This window comes from Ruegeria sp. BHSA123 (assembly GCF_059613425.1).
The window spans coordinates 49,872-72,258 of record NZ_JBXWSL010000004.1; the positions used below are offsets into that span (position 1 = coordinate 49,872).

Genomic DNA, 22,387 nt, shown 5'->3' on the forward strand with positions numbered 1-22,387 from the left:
GTGCGGGCATTGAGTATTTATGAAAAGATGAAGATTGCGGCCGCGGTGCGGGTGGCTCTATCGTTGCGCCCGTGGCATTAGTGTTTTCGCAAATGATCAGAGAGGGCGCGAAATGACCACGAATTTCGGAAATGGGTGTCACCTGCATCTGATCGATGGATCGGCCTTTATTTTCCGGGCCTATCATGCGCTGCCGCCACTGACCCGCAAGTCGGATGGGTTGCCAATTGGGGCTGTTTCGGGCTTTTGCAACATGCTGCAGAAATATGTCGAGGGAAATACGGGGCCAGATGCGCCGACCCATGTGGCGGTGATCTTTGATAAGGGCTCCCATACCTTCCGGAACGATCTTTACGACCTCTACAAAGCCAACCGCGAGGCGATGCCCGAGGACCTGCGCCCACAGATGCCACTGACCCGTGAGGCGACGAAAGCGTTCAACATCGCCTGCAAGGAGATGGAGGGCTATGAGGCTGACGACATCATCGCGACCCTCGCTGTTCAGGCACGGGATGCCGGTGGCCGCGTGACCATCGTGAGTTCCGACAAGGACTTGATGCAGTTGGTCGGTGACGGCGTCGAAATGCTGGATGCGATGAAGAACAAACGCATTGACCGGGATGGCGTGGTCGAGAAGTTCGGGGTCGGACCGGAACGTGTGGTCGATGTTCAGGCGTTGGCTGGTGATAGCGTCGACAATGTTCCTGGCGCGCCGGGGATCGGGGTCAAGACGGCGGCCTTGCTGATCAATGAATTCGGCGACCTGGAAACCCTGCTGGACCGGGCAGATGAGATCAAGCAGCCCAAACGCCGCCAGACCCTGATCGAAATGCGAGACCAGATCGAGCTTTCGAAGAAACTGGTTCAACTGGATGAGAATACTCCGCTGGATTTCACCTTGGATGACCTTGAGGTGAGGGACCCCGATGCAGACACGCTGTTGGCGTTTCTGGCCGAGATGGAGTTCCGCACCCTCACCAAGCGTATCGCTGACAAGCTGGGGGTTGAGGCTCCGGTGATTGCCGACGCCCCTGCGCCAGCGGTGGAAGAGGTCGAGGCCGAGGTGATCCCGTTTGACAGTTCGAAATACGAATGCGTGCGTGATGCAGCGGCCCTGCAAAAGTGGATTGACCAGGCCTATGAGCGTGGTTGGGTTGCTGTAGACACAGAGACCACGGGCCTGAACGAGATGATTGCCGGTCTGGTGGGTATTTCGCTGTGTGTCGAGGCCGGAGAAGCCTGTTACATCCCGTTGACCCACCGCGATGGATCAGCGGATGATCTGTTTGGGTCGGATGCTTTGGCCGAGGGGCAGATGCCATTGGAAGAAGCCCTGAGGCTTTTGAAACCGATGCTCGAGGATCCGTCGGTCCTCAAGATCGGGCAGAACATGAAGTATGATGCCAAGATCTTCAGGCGGCATTGCATCGACGTGGCACCCCTCGACGATACGATGCTGATGTCCTACGCCATGCATGGCGGTGAGCATGGGCATGGGATGGACACTCTGTCCGAACGTTATCTGATCCACACACCGATCCCGATCAAACCGCTGCTGGGGTCGGGGAAGTCGGCAATCACCTTCGACAAGGTCGCGATTGACGGGGCCACGGCCTATGCCGCCGAAGATGCGGACATCACCCTGCGTTTGTGGCAGCTGTTCAAACCGCAATTGCATCGGGCGCAGGTGACAACGGTCTATGAGACGCTGGAACGGCCGCTTGTGCCGGTGCTGGCCGAGATGGAGATGCATGGCATCAAGGTCGACCGAGATGTCCTGAGCCGGATGTCCAACGCATTTGCCCAGAAAATGGCCGGGTTAGAGGCTGAAATTCACGAGTTGGCCGGGGGAAGCTTTAATGTCGGATCACCCGCTCAGTTGGGCGAAATCCTGTTCGACAAGATGGGTCTGGAAGGCGGGAAGAAAGGCAAGACCGGGAAATACTCGACCGGGGCAGATATTCTGGAAGACCTCGCAACCGAACACGAGTTGCCGCGCCGTGTTCTGGACTGGCGGCAGCTGAGCAAGCTGAAATCGACCTATACCGACGCGCTACAGACCCATATCAACCCCGACACAGGCCGGGTGCATACGTCTTATTCGATCACCGGAGCGAACACGGGGCGTCTGGCCTCGACCGATCCGAACCTGCAAAACATTCCGGTGCGGACAGAAGAAGGGCGGCGTATTCGTGAGGCATTCATCGCCGAGCCGGGCAATGTGATGGTCAGCCTCGACTACAGCCAGATCGAGTTGCGGATTCTGGCCCATATCGCTGATATTTCGGCTCTGAAACAGGCGTTTTCGGACGGGCTGGATATTCACGCCATGACTGCGTCCGAAATGTTTGATGTGCCGTTGGGTGAGATGACGCCTGATATCCGCCGTCAGGCAAAGGCAATCAACTTCGGTGTGATCTACGGCATTTCGGGTTTTGGACTGGCCCGGAACCTGCGTATTCCACGGGCCGAGGCGCAGGGCTTTATTGATCGTTATTTCGAACGTTTCCCAGGCATTCGCAGCTATATGGACGACACAGTCGAATTCGCGAAAGAGCACGGCTATGTGCAAACCCTGTTCGGGCGCAAGATCCACACGCCCGAGATCAATGCCAAGGGGCCACATGCCGGGTTCTCGCGCCGCGCGGCGATCAATGCACCAATTCAAGGTACTGCGGCGGATGTGATCCGGCGCGCGATGGTGCGAATGCCGGACGCGATCGCCGGATTGCCTGCCAGGATGCTGTTGCAGGTTCACGACGAGTTGTTGTTCGAGGTGGCCGAAGATGCGGTGGATCAGGTGATCGACGTGGCCCGTGACGTGATGGAGGGCGCCTCGGACCCTGCGGTCAAGCTGGATGTGAAGCTGGTCGTGGATGCCGGGAAGGGGGCGAACTGGGCCGAGGCGCACTAGCGGCGTTGTTCATCAGGTCTCGGCGGGCTGTGCATGCATCGGGTCAGCCCTGCGGCCTGACCATGCGGTTCACCATTCGTTGCACAGACGGGCCAAACAGCAGGATTACGGTGAAGGCGATAGGCCAGCAAAAAGCCCAGGACGCCATCCAGTCGCCAACTGTTCCAGGGTTAAACCCAATCGCTTTGACCGTCGCGATCCCTGTTACAATCAAGGACATGAGGCCGGACATGATCAGGCTGAAAACGGCACGGGCATAGCGGGCTGGTATCATGGCAGGCATCCTAATGGTCACAATGCCGCTGATGTGCGGTATTTGAATGAAAATTACCAGTGTCAGTCCCGCATCCAGTCAAGTGTGTCGCAGGTGCGTTGTGTTGTGGGTGTGTATTCCGCGCTGACCCAGCCGCTATAACCTACAGCGTCCATGGTCGAGAACAAGGCCTTGAAATCCGTTGGTCCACGACCCGGTTCCGTGCGATCCGGGGCTGCGCCAACTTGGGCATGGACCACCTGCGGATGAAAGCGGTCCCAGACAGCCAGCGCGTCGCCATGAATCATATGAGCGTGAAAGCTGTCAAATTGCAGGCCGACATTCGGGCGATCCACCTGGTTGAGCACATCTGCTGCCAGATCGTAGTCGTTCAAAAAATATCCGGGCTGTGAAACCGGGTTGAGCGGTTCGATGGTGAATTTTTGCTGGGGGGCGAAATCGGCGGCCCATTGCAGGTTTTGCACAAAACAATTCAATGCATCCGTTCCGGTGGCGTATCCGGACATGACGTGGATCAGGCCGGGGCGCAGCACCCCGGCATATCGCAGGACACGGCGGATATCCGACTGGAACCGCGATTGACCGTCGGGGATCGCGGCGTAACCCGGCGCACCGCCGGTGTAGTTGGGCGGTGGCGCGTTGATCAGCACAAGCTCCAACCCGCTGGCAAGCAAGGCGCGGCAGGTTTCCGTCGCGGCGATGTCGTAGGGAAACAAAACCTCGACCGCGGTGAACCCGGCATCTGCCGCCGCCTGAAACCGCTCCAGGTAAGGCATTTCGGTAAACAGAAGCGAAAGGTTGGCGGCAAATCTGGGCATAGGCGGTCAGCGGTTGTGGTTATCCGACCATAACCAAGAGATGATTTTCGGGGAAGGGATCGAAAACGACAGATTGTCGAAAATCGACCAGATCGCCTGCACCGAATCAGCAAGGGTCCGCTCAGCGCGGCGCGTCATTACGGGCGCCGCCTTAACAAAAGGTTCGAATCCAATGGCGATGAGCCCGGAACCCGTACGCGGGGCAACTACCGCTCTGCCCGGCGGTCAAAACTCTGCGTTGTCAGGGAATGGGTTGGCGGTTGCCTCCATGATTACCTGGGCAGCGGGTTTCCCGGCGGCCGAAGTTCTGCTGCAAACCTGGCCCCCTGTTGCATTGCTGACCGCGCGTCTGGTGCTGGCGGTTGCCGTTCTGATTCCGGTCTGGATTCTGCTGGACGGTCCAAGCAGAGTGTTACGCGCCAGATGGGGTCGGGCGATGGTTGTCGGCGGCTTTGGTTTTGGCTTTGCCATGTTTTTGCTGATCGTCGCGCAGAAAATGACGGATCCGGTGACGGTCGCGATCATTGCATCCTGTGCGCCCTTGCTTGCAACAGTACTGGAACTGATGGCAGGAACTCGAAGGCTGAAATGGACCTTTGCGTTGGGTGTTCTGGTGTCGGTTCTGGGTGGATTGATTGCAACCAGCACCGCCGCGCCCGAACAGCTGGGGCTGGGTGCGGTTCTAGCGATCCTTGCAACGGGCCTGTTTTGTTGGGGTAGCATGGCCACCGCGCGCGACTTCCCGGAGCTTAGTCAGATCGGGCGCTGTACGATTACCTTCGTCGGTGGGTTGCTCATGGCCGCGGTGCTGAGTTTTGGAGCGACCCAGCTGGGCATGGATGTGCTGCCAACCGCGGCCATTGATGGACAGCAATGGGGGATGCTTGGGATCTATGCCTTGATATCACTGGGGCTCAGCCAGGTGTTGTTCATCTCGGCTGTGGGAAAGCTGGGCGTGGCGCTGGCTTCGTTTCACATCAATATTGCCCCGTTTTACGTGATGCTGATCATGCTGATGCTGGGGGAGGACTGGAACTGGACCCGTGCGCTGGGCGCGGGCGTTGTCGCTTTGGCCGTCGTGCTGGCTCAGGACCGCGCACCGCGGTCAACCAAGATCGGCTGAAGGGATCAGCGGGAAGAACTGCCCGCCTGACCAGACACCAAACCAGCCCTCATGGTGGCTACCAATCTCGACGAGGCGATAGAAGCTTTTGCGATCTATGCGCGCTTCGAGGTTCGTGCGGATCAGTATGTAGGGTGACGGTTCTTCTGTCTCAGGATCGATAACAATCCGGATCGGATGCGCGGGCCCTGCAACAGCGACGTCGTCCACTTGTGTGCGAAAGGTCAGGTTCTGCGTCTGACCTTCGCCGGTTTGCTCGAAATCCACGGCGATAAACGGCGCGTCTTCGACAGTGATTCCCACCTTTTCAACCGGCGTGACCAGATAGTATTTCCTGTCTTCTTTCTTAAGAATTGAGGAAAAAAGCTTCACAAGCTCGAACCGATTGATGGGCGAGCCTAAATAACTCCATGTACCATCTTTTGCGACACGGATGTCCAGATCGCCACAAAACGGGGGATTCCACAGGTGAACGGGCGGTAAACCCCGGGTTTTGGCGGCTTTTACCGATGCGGCTAATCCGTCGGGCGAGGGTTTCACAGGTTTTTGTCCGCTCATTGCTTTTGCCATTTCCTCTCAGCGCGATACACTTCAATCATATTCGTCCACGGAAGGGAAAGTCATGAACGAACCTGCCGACCTCGTAGCCGAGATCGAAGCGCTGGAAAACAAGCTGCAAGAGGCCAAGGCCTCGATCACCCGCCGCTTCATCGGGCAGGAAAGGGTCGTGGACCTGACTCTGGCTGCGCTTTTGTGCGGTGGTCACGCGCTTCTGATCGGTCTGCCGGGCTTGGGTAAGACACGGTTGGTCGAGACACTGTCGACCGTGATGGGCCTGCATGGCAATCGCATTCAGTTTACGCCCGACCTGATGCCCGCTGACATTCTCGGGTCCGAGGTGTTGGATACGGCCGACGATGGAAGCCGCCATTTCCGTTTCATTCCCGGCCCGATCTTCTGTCAGCTGCTGATGGCGGACGAGATCAACCGGGCAAGCCCGCGAACGCAATCCGCGCTGCTGCAAGCGATGCAGGAGCGTACGGTGACAGTAGCCGGTGAGGACCGTTCCCTTGGTGTGCCATTCCATGTTCTGGCCACGCAAAACCCGATCGAACAGGAAGGCACCTATCCCCTGCCCGAAGCGCAGCTGGACCGGTTTCTGGTGCAGATCGATGTAGAATACCCCGACCGCCAGACCGAACGGGATATTCTGCTGGCCACGACCGGTGTTGAAGAAGACAAAGCGTACCAGATTTTCAGCAAGGAAGAACTGCTGGCTGCGCAGGTCCTGTTGCGTCGGATGCCGGTCGGGGACTCGGTTGTGGAGCTGATCCTTGATCTGGTGCGGGCCTTCCGCCCGGAAGAAGCTGGCGTATCCGAACGGGTTGCCGAAACCGTCGCGTGGGGTCCTGGTCCACGCGCTGCGCAGGCGCTGATGATGACGGTTCGGGCACGTGCGATGTTGCAGGGGCGTCTGGCACCCAATGCCGAGGATGTGCTGGATATGGCGCGCCCGGTGCTTAGCCACCGGATGGCTCTCAACTTTGCGGCACGGGCACGCGGTGACAGTCTGGCTGACCTGATCGACTCGACCGCTGTCGGGTTGATCCGGACCGAGGCGGCGGCGTGAATGCCGCGCTGACCCTTCGCGAAAGATCCGAGGCCGAGGCATCGCGGCTGCCGCCCCTTTTGGCGCGGGCCGAACATCTGGCTGGCACCGTTCTGCTGGGAGACCATGGTCGGCGGCGCTCTGGCATGGGGGATGATTTTTGGCAATACCGCCCTGCGCAGATCGGGGACAGCCGCCGGATGATCGACCACCGTCGTTCGGCGCGTGGAGATCAGCAATATGTGCGGGAACGCGAATGGCAGATCGCGCAATCGGTAATGCTTTGGGTCGATCAGGGGGCGTCGATGCGGTTTGCGTCCGACATATCGTTGCCGACCAAGGCGGATCGCGCCCGGCTATTGGGACTTGCAACGTCCATCTTGCTGGTCCGCGGCGGTGAACGTGTGGGCCTGACAGGGACGACCTTGCCACCCCGGCGTGGCAATGCACAGATCATCCGGCTGGCGCAAGCCTGGTCCGAGGATGATCAATCGGATTACGCGCCACCCGAACATCGCGCCATGATCCCGCATGCCCGTGCCGTGTTCATTTCAGATTTTCTTGGTCCAATGGATGAAGTTGAACTGGCCCTGACCAAAGCTGCCGACCGTGGTGTTCGCGGCGTGATCCTTCAGGTGCTTGATCCGGGAGAAGAGACATTTCCCTATCGTGGACGTACGATTTTCGAAAGCGTCGGTGGGTCCGTCCGACACGAAACGCTCAAGGCGGCAGAGCTGCGGGACCGCTATCTGCAACGCCTCGCCCACCGTAAGGATGCGCTGACGCAACTTTGCCGGGCGACTGGCTGGCAAATGGGCCTGCATCACACGGGCGATAGCGCACAAGCGGCACTGTTGTGGATATACCGTGCGCTGGACGGGGGAACGCGATGACGGTTCTGGCAGGCATCGGCTTTACCGCTCCATGGGTGCTGCTGGGTCTTCTGACCCTGCCGATCCTGTGGCTGATCCTGCGCGCGGTGCCGCCCGCGCCGATCCGCCGGATGTTCCCGGCGGTGACGCTGCTGCTGGGCCTGAAGGATGACGAAAGCGTTTCGGACCGCACGCCGTGGTGGCTCTTGCTGCTGCGGATGCTGGCAGCTGCGGCGGTGATCATAGGTCTGGCCGGTCCGGTTCTGAACCCGTCGCGGGATGAGATCGGGTCCGGGCCGCTGCTGATGGTGCTGGACGCCAGTTGGGCAGGCGCGACCCGATGGTCGGCCACGCTGGATCAGATCGATGCGCAACTGACCGAGGCCGGTCGCGCAGGGCGCACGGTGGCTATCCTGCGCCTGACCGAACCGGAAACACCCGTTTTTCAGGGGGCCGAGGCTTGGCGGGGACATTTGCCGGGACTGATGCCCAACCCATGGCAGCCGACCGAACCTCAGATCGCACAGGCCATTGCGGCGTTAAATTCGATTGATGGGGGGTTTGACACCCATTGGTTCAGTGACCGGCTGGATTATGTGGATCATGCGGCGCTGGTCTCCAGCTTGCAGGCTCGTGGCGATGTCGTGGTGTATCAGGCGGCGTCCCGGCCCATGGCGATCCTGCCAGCGGCTTATCAGGATGGGCTGATCAAAGTGACAGTGCAGCGCGCAGGCCCCGGCCCCGAGGAACGTGTGACAGTATTGGCACAAGGGCGCGACCCGGCGGGAACCGCCCGAGTGCTGCATTCTGTGGAACTGACCCTTGAAGCCGGGGATTCATCGGCGCAGGTCGATCTGGCGCTGCCATCCGAACTCCGCGCCCGGATCACGCGGTTCGAAATCCAGGGCCAAAGGTCCGCCGGGACCGTGACCTTGACCGATGACAGCCTGCGTCGCCGTGAGGTCGCGCTGATTGCCGGGAGTTTGAACCGCGAAGGTCTGGAGCTGCTGTCACCCCTGCATTATCTGACTCAGGTCCTGAGCCCCACGGCGGATTTCGTCGATGGCGGTCTGACTGAGGTTCTGCCCGCCAATCCGGATGTCATTGTTCTGTCAGATGTGGCCCAGATGTCGGAACCTGAAAAGGCGGACCTGATTGAATGGGTCGAACAGGGCGGTTTGCTGCTGCGCTTTGCCGGCCCGCGTATGGCGGCCAGCGATCTTGGGCGTGACACCGAAGACACCCTGCTGCCTGCGCGGCTGCGCAGCGGTGGGCGATCTGTCGGCGGCGCGATGAGCTGGGGTGAGGCCAAGACCCTGGCACCATTCCCCGAAACCTCGCCTTTCTATGGATTGGACATCCCTGATGACGTGGTCGTTTCCACTCAGGTCATGGCGCAACCAGACCCTAACTTGGCGGATCGTGTGATTGCCTCGCTGTCTGACGGCACGCCTTTGGTGACACGTAAGGCGCTGGGATTGGGGCAGGTGGTGTTGTTCCATGTGACCGCCGATGCAGAATGGTCCAGCCTGCCACTGTCGGGCCTGTTCGTTGAAATGCTGGATCGGCTGGCCGTGGCCTCGGCCGCAAAGTCACGGCAAGAGGCTCAGTTACTGGGAACAACATGGGAGCCGGTACAGATCATGGACGGGTTTGGCACATTGTCAGATGCCGGAACCCTGGCCGGTGTCGACGGGGTTGAGCTGATATCGGGCCAGATCGGGCCGGAACTGCGCCCGGGTCTTTATGAAAGTGGCAAGCAGAAGCTGGCGTTGAACGTCGTCTCGGAAGAAACTCAGCTGCGTCCTGTTGTCTGGCCCGCAAATGTGCCGATCAAAGGGCAGGAGGTCAGCACGGAAATGCCGCTCGGCGGTCTGTTGCTCAGCCTTGCGCTAATTTTGCTGACGATCGATGTTATTGCATCGCTTGCTTTGTCGGGCAGGTTGGGTCTGGCCCGGACGACGGCCTTGGCGCTGGCCGGTTTCCTTCTGGTACCCGAAGGTCACGCACAAACGCCTGAGGACACCAAGTTTGCATTGGCTGCGACCCACGAACTGGTATTGGCGCATGTCCTGACTGGCGATGCGCAAGTAGATGATATTGCGCAAGCCGGGTTGCGGGGGCTTGGTCAAACCCTCCTCTATCGCACATCGGTTGAACCGGCAGACCCCATCGGCGTTGATCTGGAACGGGATGAACTGGCGTTCTTTCCGTTGCTTTATTGGCCGATCTCAGCGAACCAGTCGCAACCTTCGGCCGAGGCCTATGTCAAGCTGAACGCCTATCTGCGGTCCGGAGGGATGATCCTGTTTGACACGCGTGATGCGGATATCGCAGGTTTCGGTGCCTCCAGCCCAAATGGCCGCAAACTGCAACAACTGGCCGGGCCGCTGAATATACCCTCATTAGAGCCGATTCCGCGCGATCATGTTCTGACACGCACGTTCTACCTTTTACAGGATTTTCCGGGCCGATATTCAGGCACCGAGGTTTGGGTCGAAGCCGCGCCGCTGGATGCAGAACAGATCGACGGGATGCCCTTCCGCAATCTGAACGACAATGTGACGCCAGTGGTCATTGGCGGCAATGACTGGGCCGGTGCTTGGGCGGTGGATCGCAACGGGCAGGCCCTGTTGCCCGTCGGGCGCGGTTATGCCGGGGAAAGGCAACGCGAGTTGGCCAATCGTTTTGGTGTCAATCTGGTGATGCATGTGCTGACGGGGAACTACAAATCCGATCAGGTTCACGTGCCCGCCCTTCTGGACAGGTTGGGACAATGACAGGAACCGTCATCTTTGATCCGCTGATCCCGTGGGCGATACTGCTTGTCGTGGGTATGATTGCCGTGGCCGGGGTCGCGCTGGCCTTGTGGCGCGGATTGTCGGGATGGGCCTTGCGTGGGTTGGCGGTGCTGGTGATCATCGCTGCGCTGTCCGGCCCGGTCTACCAGATCGAGGATCGTGCACCGCTGACAGATATCGTTCTGATGTTCGAGGATGAAAGCGCCAGCCAGACGCTTTCAGACCGGGTGGTACAAACGGCAATGGCCGCAGAAGATCTGGCCGCCGAGATCGAGGCACGCGACAATACAGAACTGCGACGCATCCGGGTCGGCGATGGTGAAGGCGATGAGGGCACGCAGATCATGGCAGCCCTGAACGAAGCCCTGGCGGAAGAGCCGCGCGCGCGCATCGCCGGTATCCTCGTGGTGTCCGACGGGATTGTGCATGATGTCGATCAGGCCCTGGATCTGCCCGCACCGATGCACCTGCTGCAAACGGGGCGGGAAAGCGACTGGGATCGCAGGCTTATTGTCCGAAACGCCCCTGCTTTCGCCATCATTGGTGAATCGGTGACGTTGACCCTGCGCGTGGAGGACAGCGGAGCAGCCCCTGCAGGTGCAACATCAGCGCCGTTGGAAATTTCGGTGGATGGGGGCGAGCCCGAGCAGTTCAGCATTCCAATCGGTCGCGATGTCGAACTGCCCGTCACTTTGCCCCATGGTGGGCGCAACGTGATCCAGTTTTCTGTCCCTCAGGCTGAAGGCGAGTTGACTGATCGCAACAACACGGCCCTGATCCAGATGAACGGCGTAAGGGACCGCCTGCGTGTGCTGCTGGTCTCGGGTGAACCGCATCCGGGTGGTCGCACGTGGCGTAACTTGTTGAAATCTGACAGTTCTGTTGATCTGGTGCATTTCACTATCCTGCGCCCGCCTGAAAAGCAGGACGGTGTGCCCGTTGACGAGCTGTCGCTGATCGCCTTTCCGACTCGCGAGTTGTTTCTGGAAAAGATCAACGATTTCGACCTGATCATCTTTGACCGCTACAAGCGGCGCGGGATTCTGCCTGCGATCTATCTGGACAATGTCACAAGCTACATCAACGAAGGCGGCGCGGTCCTGGTTGCCGCCGGTCCCGATTTCGCCGGTGCCGACAGCATCTTCCGCTCTCCCTTGGCGCCAGTTCTGCCGGCCCAGCCAACCGCGCGGGTGATCGAGGAACGATATGTGCCGATGGTCAGTGATCTGGGGCATCGTCACCCGGTCACGACCAATCTTGGAGAGTCCGAGGATTGGGGGGCGTGGTTGCGTCAGATCGACGTGAAACACCGCTCGGGCGACGTGCTGATGACCGGGGTCGAGGATCGTCCGCTGCTTGTCCTGAACCGTGTTGGCGAAGGGCGCGTTGCGATGCTTGCGTCCGACCACGCCTGGCTTTGGAGTCGCGGTTTCGAAGGAGGTGGCCCGCAGCTGGAGCTGTTGCGCAGGCTGGCCCATTGGATGATGAAAGAACCGGAACTTGAAGAAGAGGCGTTGTGGGCCGAGGCCAACGGTCAGTCCATGCGCATCATTCGTCAGACGCTTGGGACAGAGGTCGGCCCTGTAACAGTCACCTTGCCGAATGGCGAGACGTTGGAGATTACTTTGAAAGAGGTTTCTCCGGGTCGGTTTGAAGCGCAGTATTACGGCCCTGAGATCGGCCTTTATCGCTTGCAGGAAGGTGACCACATGGCTGTGATCGGCCTTGGCCCTGCTGCACCGAAAGAGTTCGAGCGTACCATCGCGACAGGTGATGTCCTCGAACCGGTGCTGGCCGGGTTGCGGGGCGGTGTGATCCGATTGGAAGATGGGCTGCCATCGATCCGCAACGTGCGCGCAGGACGCCCCGCCGCCGGTCGGGGCTGGATCGGTCTGACCCCACGCAACGCGTATGAAACGCGGGATGTCACGCAGGCCGGGTTGCTGCCACCCTGGCTTGTCTTGCTGCTGGCTGGGGGGTTCCTGCTAGGCGGTTGGCTGCGGGAAGGGCGGCGTTAACGCTGGCCCGTTGCTGTTTTTTAACGGGAACCGGGCGCGCTCTGGTCGATCCGGAACGAGGCCCGGTCGGATTGGCCCTGTGCATCCACCACAACAAGTGAGGTAAACCCGGGTCCGGGATTGGGAATTTCGAATTCTCGCTGCCGTTGCCCGGTCAATACAGGCACGCCGTTAGTCAGAACGGAAAACGGCCCGACACCACCGCGTAGTTTCACTGTCAGAGGGCTACCGAAAGTCTCTAACAGAGCGTTTTCCGGTGGAAACAACAGATCAGGTGCGGTTTGGTCCGTTTCGAAAGCCGCCGCGCGGGGCCGGAAACGTTGCAACGGTTGCGGCAATTGTGCTGCGCCAACCAACAGTGTTGATGGCGGCGGTGGGCGCAGGGGCGTGAGTTCGGGTTTCAACAGACCAAAAGCCTCGGTCAGAAGCGGCGCGGCAACGCCGCCTCCGAATGCGCCGGGAACAGGTGTGCCATCCGCGCGTCCCAGCCAGACCCCGATGACATGCTGCCCGTCAAAGCCAATGGCCCAGGCATCGCGGTGCCCATAAGAGGTTCCCGTTTTGAAGGCCAGCGCCCCTGAAGTGCTGCCCGTGGGTGCTGTGATCCCGGACAAGATATCCGCAATCTGCCATGCTGAGTTTTCGGACAAAACACGAGAGGTGAGCCGTGCATCAGCCAGGGTGTCATGGCGCAGGATCGGGCCTTGCCCACCAGCGGCCAGCGTCACGTAGATCTGTACGAGATCATGCAGGCTCAGCCCGACGCCACCCAAGGATATTGCCAATCCGGGTGTACCACTGCTCAGGCGCGGTTCTGATCCTGCTGTCCGCAGTGCCGCCATTACGCGCGCGGGGCCCAGCTCGTGCGTCAGGCGTACGACAGGGATATTCAGTGACAATTGCAGCGCGTCCCGAACCCTTACATCGCCCCGGAAAACGCCATCGAAGTTTCGCGGGGCGTAGCGCCCGAACATCACCGGGCTGTCGCTGATCAGGGTTTCCGGATGGGCCAGCCCCTGATCGAATGCCAGCCCGTAAACCAGAGGTTTCAGCGTCGATCCGGGCGACCGCACGGCTTGCGTCATATCCACGAAACCTTGTCGCGCATCCCGATACCCGGCAGACCCGACCGAGGCCAAAATCTTGCCGTCGCGATGATCTGCTGCGATCAGGGCTCCGGACACGCGCGGCCCTATGCGCGCCGCGGCCCGAGCGACCAAAGTTTCCAACCGGGCTTGCACCTCTGCATCCAGGGTCAGATCAAATACACCGTTTGCAAGGGTTTGGCCTTTCACGCGGTCGGTCAGATGGGGTGCAAGGCGCGGGAACGGGACCGTTCGATCAGGAATGGTCTCCGTCAGGGCTGCGTGCATCTCAGCCTTGGTCAATACGCCGTAGCGCTCCAACCTGCGCAAAATCCGATCTCGGGCAATTTGGGCTGCCTCGGGTCTGCGATCCGGACGTCGCGCTTCCGGGGATTGCGGCAAAGCGATCAGTAGGGCCGCCTGTGCGGCAGTCAACCGGGTCGCTTCTTTGCCGAACCATGCGCGGGCACCGGCACGGATACCTTCCAGATTGCCGCCATAGGGGGCATGGGTCAGGTAGAGGTTCAGGATCTGTGTCTTGCTCAGCTGCCGCTCCAATGCCAATGCGACCCTAATCTGGCGAAATTTGCCACTCCAGCGTCCGGTCGATCCATCTTCGATCAGCCGCGCGACCTGCATGGTCAGAGTTGAACCGCCTGAAACCGCGCGCCCATTCCAAAGGCTTTGCCCGGCTGCGCGCAGCAATGCGACAGGGTCCACGCCCGCGTGGGTCCAGAAACGCTTGTCTTCGTACCGGAGCAGCATGGCGGTGAAATTGGGATCGACCGCACCGGGTTGCAGCCTCCAGATGCCATCTGCAACCGGAAACACGCGCAGGAGGTCACCGTTACGATCCCGTATCTCGACCGAAGTTTCAGTCAGAACAGGCGGCAGCACTGTGGCGTCGACCCAGCGGTCAACGCCATCCCGCGCCAATGCCGCCAGATAGAGAGCGCCGGCCAACGCAAATAACAGGCGCGGCACCCTAGGCATGAGCGCCGCCCAAACAAGGATATGAACGATGGCCGGTCACTGCACCTCGACCCGTCCCGTCGCCGTTCGTGCGCGGTTCTGGGGGCGATACATATCTTCGACCGAGGCCGCCGGATGGTGGAACACGCCCGGTGTGACGGCACGGGCGACGTAAGCCAGCGTCACGGTCTGGCGCCCCGACAGGTCAACCGCAGCCAGGAACCTGTCCGATCGGAACTCGGTATGCGTGGCATCAGACAGATTCAACCAGTCCAGCGACCGTACATCGCCCGATCGCAGCAGGTTCGGGTTGTCAATCTCGATCCCGGCGGCAAGAGGATCGTCTACCATCAGACGCGCCCCACCGCTTTCAAACGGCGTGACCGTCAGAACCGTGACGAACCGGTCCCCCACGGCAAATCGGCCCGCGTCAATCAGATCGCCGTCCATCGAATAATACTGCCGTTCGATTGCATAGCCGGTGCCACCGGCCCCAGGCGGATCTTCGGGAATTCCGGTCACCGTCAGGGTGATATCGGTTGCCTGACCGTCGGTCGCAGTGATGTTGACCTCTTCCGCCTGCCCGGATTGCAGAACCTGAACAAAGGGGCCGGATACTGACACGCCATTGACCGTCAAACCGGAGCCGGACGGATCAGACACCAGCGCGTGCGCCGCCAGCAGGGACCATGTGGCCTCTTGCGTGGACAGGGGAGTGCGGCCCGTGCTTACCCGTTGGATCAATGCGTTGCGGTCAATCGCCTCGCTGCCCGCATCTACCGCCAGAGTCAGCAGGCCCGCCGCATCCCGCAGGCGGGTGCCGTAATCCGCGCGCCAGTGGTTTTCCTGATCGTTCGGCACCTGTTGCAGCATCCGCGCCGCACGGACGAACATCGCGTCTGCGCGGGTCTGGTCCCCGTACGAGGCCAGCGCAGCGCCCAGTTGCGCTGCAGCCAACGGCGTGTCGAAAGCATCCCCTTTGACATCCGCATAATAGCGCAGATCGCCCATCGCCGCCGCGCCTTCCCGCGCCAGAACCATCAGGGCATAAGCGATATCCTGACCACCTTCGTCAAAATCCGGCGCATAATTGACCCGATTGCGCAGGTTATCCATGGCCTGCGCAAAAGCCTGATCCGGCACCGGGTGTCCCTGCACGCGGGCGCGTGACAGGAAATCGGTCACATAGGCGTCCAGCCAGAAATCACCGCTGCCTGCGCGCCACAGGCCAAAGGCACCGTTTGCAGCCTGACGAGTCAGGATACTTCGGATCGAGTCCGTGATGCGCTGATCCACCTCCGGGCTATTGCCCAGCCCCGAGGCCTGCGCGACAGATGACAGGTAAAGCAGCGGCAGTGCCTTGCTGGTGATCTGCTCGGTGCATCCATAAGGGTAACGGTTCAACTGATCCAGCAGGCCGGGCATATCGAACTTTGCCAGCGCTCCGGCTGACAGGATGGCCTTGGCTGAGCCGGGTTGAAACCCGTCAAAAACATCCTGCGAAAACAGAAAGCTGTCACCCGCACCCAGCGAAAAGCGCCGTGTCCGGGCAATTACGGGATCGTTGGCCCACACCGGCATCCGCAGGGTTTGCGACAGATCGCGCCCATCTGGCGTGGTGATGGAAACGCTGATCTCTGGATTGCCGATGACATGGGCAGTTACAGGGATGTCGAACACCGCTTTGCCACCATCCTCCAGCAGAAAGCGTGCCGGTACCGGGCCCAGTTCCAGCCCACCGGTGGTGGTCAGGCCAAGCGCCATGTCTCCGGATGCACCATCCGCATGGACAATCTCAAGCCGCATCCGGCTTTGATCGCCGGGGGCCAGAAACCGCGGCAAGCTGGCCGTAACCACCACCGGGTCGCGGACGATCATGTCAGCCTCGGCCTGCCCGACGGCTTTTTGTGACCACGCGACGGCCATCAGGCGGACCGTACCATTGAAGGCGGGCAGAGGGATGTCGACCTCAACCTCGCCACCCACACCGACCTGAACCGGGCCGCTGAACACTGCCATCAGATCTTGCGTCGGTGGCGGGGACTGGCGGCGCATCCCGTTGTCATTGTCGCCGCCAGAGCGAACTGTACCTATCGTTCCGTTCATGCCGTCGATCAACCGCCCGTAAACATCACGCAGGTCCACACCCAGCCGGCGTTGCCCGAAATAGTACTCTTGCGGGTTTGGGCTTTCGAACTCCGTCAGGTTAAGGATGCCCACATCCACAGCGGCAAGGGTTAGCCAGACTGGATCATCGCTTGTAACATTTTCGACCCTAACAAGGGCCTTCTGTGTATGACGGGGTGAGGTAACCTCGGGCACCTCAATGGCAACCGACAGCGTGCGATCCGCAGGATCAATGGCGGCATAGGCGACGCCCATGGCGCGTGCCGGGTTCTGACCGGCCGCAACATCCATTGGTCGGATCACTGTGGCCGTGACATAGGCACCTGCACCCCAATCTTCTGTCACCTCTATCGGGATAACTGTCTCGCCTTCCGGCACGGCAACCATTTGGCGATGGATCAGGCGGTTCGACAGCACCTCGACCTGGGCGATACCTGCCATGCGCGGAACGATGCGCAGTTGTGCGGTTTCCCCGGCCCGATAGCTGTCGCGATCCAGCGACATCTCAAGCCGGTCAGGCGTGGTCGAAGCATCTGCGGCCTGATACCAGCCTGCATGGAAATCGACAGCGGTTTCCGTAGAGGTGCCGTCTACGCGTTGAACCACCAACTCGTAACGGCCCCAGTCCACGGGCTGGGACAACGTCAAAGGGTTAGTGGCGACGTCAACGTCTCCGGTGGCAACACGAGTGCGTCGGGTTGTCGGTTCCCAATTCCAGTTTCCGTAAAGCTGATACCATTGATACCGCGTTTCGATCTTGTTCAGCGTCCAACGCATGCGCATCGGGCTGGGGGTCAGGTCGGGTGCAAGGCCAATGATCTGAAATGCGGCCTCGGTACCTTCGGGGATTACGTCCTCGAACATGGGTTTGACACCGATCACAGGTTGCGACGGCAGGACAGGAACGCTCAGGCGACGTTCAACAGGGCGGCCCGAGCCATCGGCCAGTCGCGCAATAACCTCGGCTTCAATTGGCTGCCCTTCCGTCTCTAATGCAGGGATTTCAACAGCTATGGATGCTTTGCCGTTTGCGTCTGTGCGCGTGTCACCGAAATAGGTGCTTTTGATCGATGTCTCGGCGTCATAGCGGCCAAAGCGATACCCCTCGTAGCCTGGCACTGTGTCCGCCGGGCGTCCGATAACCTGACCGTCGATGCTCAGGTCGGACCCCGGCGCACCAAACAGATAGCGCGCGTCGATCGAAAGCGGTGGGCTGTCGCCGGTACGCAGGGGCGCGTCCGGCAGGTTCAGCTCAAAATCTATACGTTCCGGCAGGAAGTCTTCTACCAGCACTGTTTGTCGCGCCAGCGCATCGCCTTTGGGATCTGATCTGATCTCGATCCGCCAAGCGCCGCGTGGTGCATCTGCCGCAACAGGCAGACGAAAGATATGCCCCCCGGCGACGCCGCCATCCGAGACGGTTCGGCGGTATTCCACGCCGTCAGGGCGATACAGAATTGCGGTTAGGGGCAGACCCTCGATAGCCTGCGCCTCACCATCGCGCGACAGGGCGGTGAGGTGGATCACCTCTCCGGCCCGGTAAGCGCCGCGATCCGTGGCTAGAAAAACATCGACCGGCCCCGCGGGCGCACGCCCTTCAACACCGCGATCTGACAGGTCAAAAGCAGGATCGGTCAGGGATAGAAAGCTGAAATCGCTGTCCCCGGTCGACGCCATCACCAGTGCGGGCGCGCTGGCCCCCTTGCCGCGCGTCAGACCGGGGTCGAACCGGACATAACCCGATTCATCCGTCCGCGCTTGGGCGATGACCGCATTTGCGCTTGTGACCAGTGAAACCTCGACACCTTCACGGGGAGCCGCGTCGCTCAGCCCGCGCACCGTGACGTGCAGCCCATCGGTGCCAAGCACGCTGCTGATCCCAAGATCGGACAGAACAAACCATTGCGTCGCGCCCGGGTCGTCATAGGGATCGGCCCCCGGAACACGGGCGGTCAGCGCATAGATGCCAGCGGGCTGATCCGCGATCGCTTCTACCATGGGCAGGCGCGCAGTCATGGTCTGATTCAGTTCGTTGGCCACTTCGGCGGTGCCGGTCCAGATATCCTGGGCAATTTCATCGGAAAATTCTGCTTCCTGCCATTCACTGAGCGGGCGGCCGAAGAAATCCTGCTGAACCGCGCGCAACAGGTTCCGGTCGCTGACCCTCCGCAGGATCAAATCCAGCTCGGTGACGTTGACTGTTTCAACAGGCAAAGCGGCGTCAGCGGATTTCGGCAAAACGTAGCTGCGCCCGGGAAACCGGACCGAAGGCGCCCGGTCGCGCACGTAATGGGCAAGCTCAACATTGCGGTTCAGCGCCTCGCCCGAGGCGGAGGGCAAGCCTTCGCGTAGCGTCAGGCGATAACGCTGACCATGGGCGACACCGTCAACGCAAAGCTGCCTGCCCTCAGCCTGTACCACCAACCCGTCATCGCTGCGCTGGACAAACGGGTCATAGTCGACCCCCGCCTTGACCAGCGGTTCTGAAAACTCGACGCAGATCCGCGGTGCGGCGGCGTCGCTTTCAACAGAACTGTCGACCACGCGAAACCCGTATTTCCCGATGGCATCATTCAGCGCGGCCAGTACATCCTCGCGCGGTTGGATTTCCTGGGCCAGCCGCAGCACGGGGATCATATCGCGCCCACGCTCGACCTCTTCCAAGGCGCGGGCCAATGTCATCAGGGCGGCAATCTGCGTGCCGGGAGCGTCCGCGCGCAAATAGCCATTGGTTGCGGCATTCAGCGCACGGTTGTGCAGATCGCGCCCTTCACTCCGGTCCGTAGGGTTTATCGCCAATAACAAGCGCGCGTATTCCACCCATAGATCGGGCGCGTCACTGAGCGATACGGCCACACCAGTCCAAATCATTGCCAGTCGCGGGCTGCCGGCGCTGCGTGCCGCGTCCAGAACAACCTGCAGGTCGTTACTTTGCGCCATATGAACAAAGCCCAGATCGCGCGCCTGATCAACGGCTTGCTTCAGGTCGGCGGCACCAAGTGCGCTTAACGCGTTTGCACGCGCATCAGCCAATGCTTGGGTCTGATCTGGGGTAGTTACTTTCTGCGCAGATACTGCCCCCTGATAGGCCTCTTGCCGGTTTACACCGCTTTTTGGAAAACAGGCATTGGATCGGGTGTTGTAGGTAAACGCGGTGCAAAGCGTATTGGCGGAACAGGCCTGAATGCAGGACTTCAGATCGGTATCGAAAAGGGCATCCAGATCCGAGCCGTAAAAATCTGCGTCCCGCGTCGTGACATAGCGGAAATCAGGCACTGCATCCTGCGCCTGGGTGGCGCTGGGCAAGACTAAAAGTGAAATGATGTAAGTTATTGAAATAAAAACAAAGCGGCGCATGGTGCCCTCCTCTTTGGGCACAGCGTTGCATGGCGTGCGCCTGTTGTGCAACGGCTTAAACAGTTTTTCATCCTCTGCCGGGATGCTGTGCGCAGAGCGTTCTGGAATCAATCAAATGACTCTTGCACATAAATTGGCACAGGAACGGCGCGCGCGTTTGGCAGCTGAACGGATGCTGGCCCTGAAACAGGTCGAGCTTTCGGCAGCCAATCGCAAACTGGGTCAACATGCCATGGCATTGACCAAACGAATTGGCGAAACGCAGGCTGAGGTTGAAACCGTTCGGGATGAAAACGCAAAGGTCAAATCCGATCTCTGCGTGGCCAACGCCAAGATCGAGGTTGCCGAACGCCGTTTGTTGCACTCGATTCAGACAATTCAGGACGGGTTTGCCTTTTTTGACGGTGACAACCGGCTGATCGGCGCAAACACCGCGTATCTGAGCGTTTTTGAAGGTCTGGACGAAGTCGCGCCGGGAATATCATACCCGCGTATTCTGCATTTGCTGACGTCAGAAGGTATTGTCGATATCGGGGACGAATCCGCGGAAGACTGGCAGGACAGAATGCTGGCCCGCTGGAGCCGCGCCAACCCGCCTCCAATCGTTATGCAGCTTTGGAACGGTCACTATATCCGCCTGATCGACCAGCGCGGCAGCGGCAATGATATGGTGAGCCTTGCTCTCAACATCACAGCGTCGGTCCGGCATGAAATCGAGCTTAAGGCGGCGCGCGAGCGAGCCGAAGCGGCAAACCGGGCCAAGTCGGCCTTTCTGGCCAATATGAGCCATGAAATCCGTACTCCGATGAACGGCATCGTTGGCATGTCCGAATTGCTGGACGAGACAACGCTGGACGAAGAGCAGCGGCTATACGTCAACACGATCCGAAATTCGGGCGAGGCGTTGCTGGTCATCATCAACGACGTGCTGGATTATTCCAAGATTGAGGCGGACAAGCTGGCTCTGCACCCTGAGCAGTTCGATCTTGAACGCTGCATTCTTGAGGTTGCGATGCTGCTACAGCCCAGTGCGCGCGATAAAGGCCTGACATTGCTGGTTGATTACGATTTGTTCTTGCCAACCCTTTTTGTGGGCGATCCTGGTCGGATACGGCAGGTTCTGACCAATCTGGTCGGCAACGCCGTCAAGTTCACCTCCGAAGGGTATGTGCTGGTCCGGGTGACAGGGGTGCCCAATCCGGATGCGCAGATCTGTGATATCCATGTTGCGATCGAAGATACCGGTATTGGCATCGACGCAGAAAAAACCGGCCATATTTTTGGCGAGTTCAATCAAGTCGAAGACGAGCGTAACCGCCAATTTGAAGGCACCGGGCTTGGCCTTGCCATCACCAAGCGGCTGATCACCTTGATGGGTGGCACGGTCTGGGTCGAAAGCGAGCCGGACCAGGGATCCTGTTTCGGTTTTCGCGTGACACTGCCCACGGTAGAAGGCCCGCGACCCGAACCTCCGAACCTGGCGGATTGTTTGAAACATGTCCTGCTGGTCGAAGATCTTGCCGTGAACCGGGCCATTCTTGCCAAACAGCTTGGGCGACTGGGGGCTGAGGTGACGGTTTGCACGTCGGGGACCGAGGCGCTGTCACAGATGAATGATCAGATTGATCTGGTTCTTTGTGACCACGATCTGCCGGATATGGATGGGCTGGATCTTGCGGTCGCGCTCAGGGATCGCGGGTGGGGTGACATTCCGGTGGTCGTGATGTCTGCAAGCCCCGGTTTGATTCACGCGCATCCTGCCCGTGACCTGATCGACGGTGTCTTGCAGAAACCCATCCCTCGATCCGAGTTGTATGGCAGGCTGATGGCACTCGACGGCACATCGTTGGAAAGGGGCGCTCTGGATTTGGACAAAACAGTCTCTAAAAAGCAAGATTCTGAATCTGTGCACCCCCGACACATGAGGGTTCTTGCCGCCGAGGACAACCGCACTAACCAATTGATCCTGAAGAAGATGGTCAAGGATCTGAATATCGATCTTCGCTTTGCCTCGAATGGGATTGAAGCGGTTGAGATCTATCAGGAGTTCGAGCCAGATCTGATCTTCATGGATATTTCCATGCCGAAGATAGACGGCAAACAGGCAACAGCGGAAATTCGCAGGCTCGAGGTTTCAACTGGTCACCACGTTCCAATCGTTGCCCTGACGGCCCATGCCATGGCGGGGGATGATCAGGGAATTCTGTCAGCCGGCTTGGACCACTACCTGACCAAACCGCTACACAAGAACCGCATTCACCAGATGATCCTGCAACACCAACCCGATTGCGTCTGCTCGGTCGCAGACACCATGCCCGGCGCCAAAGCCCGGCGTGAGCGTGGCGCAAACCCGGACCCAACCTCGCCTGGCGGACTCTTCAGGCGATTAACACCGGGTTGCAAGTTCAAGTGACCTG

Annotated in this window: 12 protein-coding genes; 7 read left to right on the plus strand and 5 right to left on the minus strand. The window is 59.9% G+C overall.

Going from position 1 to position 22,387, the window contains the following annotated elements; all coding sequences use genetic code 11:
* Positions 1–112 precede the first annotated feature (112 nt).
* Positions 113–2,914 carry a DNA polymerase I gene (gene polA, locus AC2FNC_RS03240; protein ID WP_496714608.1) on the plus strand — a complete coding sequence of 934 codons (2,802 nt, stop codon included), beginning with the start codon at positions 113–115 and terminating at the stop codon, positions 2,912–2,914.
* 43 nt (positions 2,915–2,957) lie between these two features.
* Here the strand turns inward: polA and AC2FNC_RS03245 are convergent, their stop codons facing one another.
* The gene (locus tag AC2FNC_RS03245) at positions 2,958–3,188 is read right to left on the minus strand and encodes a DUF2798 domain-containing protein (RefSeq protein WP_480474477.1); all 231 of its coding nucleotides are present in this window, start codon (positions 3,186–3,188) and stop codon (positions 2,958–2,960) included.
* A gap of 62 nt (positions 3,189–3,250) precedes the next feature.
* Entirely contained in the window at positions 3,251–4,006 is a 756-nt protein-coding gene (locus AC2FNC_RS03250; protein ID WP_496714609.1) for a hydroxypyruvate isomerase family protein, read from the minus strand.
* A gap of 268 nt (positions 4,007–4,274) precedes the next feature.
* Here AC2FNC_RS03250 and AC2FNC_RS03255 point away from each other — a divergent pair, with 268 nt between their 5' ends.
* Entirely contained in the window at positions 4,275–5,129 is an 855-nt protein-coding gene (locus tag AC2FNC_RS03255; protein ID WP_480625105.1) for a DMT family transporter, read from the plus strand.
* Here the strand turns inward: AC2FNC_RS03255 and AC2FNC_RS03260 are convergent.
* Complete coding sequence (locus tag AC2FNC_RS03260; RefSeq protein ID WP_480625104.1) at positions 5,112–5,687, minus strand: DUF1285 domain-containing protein; 576 nt, start codon at positions 5,685–5,687, stop codon at positions 5,112–5,114. The genes AC2FNC_RS03255 and AC2FNC_RS03260 overlap by 18 nt on opposite strands.
* 64 nt (positions 5,688–5,751) lie before the next feature.
* Here AC2FNC_RS03260 and AC2FNC_RS03265 point away from each other — a divergent pair, with 64 nt between their 5' ends.
* The 4 genes from AC2FNC_RS03265 to AC2FNC_RS03280 are packed head-to-tail and all read left to right on the plus strand — an operon-like array spanning position 5,752 to position 12,429.
* Entirely contained in the window at positions 5,752–6,759 is a 1,008-nt protein-coding gene (locus AC2FNC_RS03265; protein WP_480519558.1) for an AAA family ATPase, read from the plus strand.
* Complete coding sequence (locus AC2FNC_RS03270) at positions 6,756–7,631, plus strand: DUF58 domain-containing protein (RefSeq protein WP_480623209.1); 876 nt, start codon at positions 6,756–6,758, stop codon at positions 7,629–7,631. Before AC2FNC_RS03265 ends, AC2FNC_RS03270 begins: the two co-directional genes overlap by 4 nt.
* Positions 7,628–10,390 carry a DUF4159 domain-containing protein gene (locus AC2FNC_RS03275; protein WP_496714610.1) on the plus strand — a complete coding sequence of 921 codons (2,763 nt, stop codon included), beginning with the start codon at positions 7,628–7,630 and terminating at the stop codon, positions 10,388–10,390. Before AC2FNC_RS03270 ends, AC2FNC_RS03275 begins: the two co-directional genes overlap by 4 nt.
* Positions 10,387–12,429, plus strand: coding sequence for a hypothetical protein (locus tag AC2FNC_RS03280; RefSeq protein ID WP_480623211.1), 2,043 nt, complete (start codon positions 10,387–10,389; stop codon positions 12,427–12,429). The genes AC2FNC_RS03275 and AC2FNC_RS03280 overlap by 4 nt, the downstream gene beginning before the upstream one ends.
* A gap of 20 nt (positions 12,430–12,449) precedes the next feature.
* Here the strand turns inward: AC2FNC_RS03280 and pbpC are convergent, their stop codons facing one another.
* On the minus strand, positions 12,450–14,507 hold the full coding sequence (gene pbpC / locus AC2FNC_RS03285; RefSeq protein ID WP_496714611.1) for a penicillin-binding protein 1C: 2,058 nt from the start codon (positions 14,505–14,507) through the stop codon (positions 12,450–12,452).
* A 36-nt stretch (positions 14,508–14,543) separates the two neighbouring features.
* Entirely contained in the window at positions 14,544–19,970 is a 5,427-nt protein-coding gene (locus AC2FNC_RS03290; protein ID WP_496714612.1) for an alpha-2-macroglobulin family protein, read from the minus strand.
* A 115-nt stretch (positions 19,971–20,085) separates the two neighbouring features.
* Between AC2FNC_RS03290 and AC2FNC_RS03295 the strand changes: the two genes are divergently transcribed.
* A complete protein-coding gene (locus AC2FNC_RS03295; protein WP_496714613.1) occupies positions 20,086–22,383 on the plus strand; it encodes a response regulator in 2,298 nt (765 codons plus the stop codon).
* Positions 22,384–22,387: the final 4 nt, after the last annotated feature.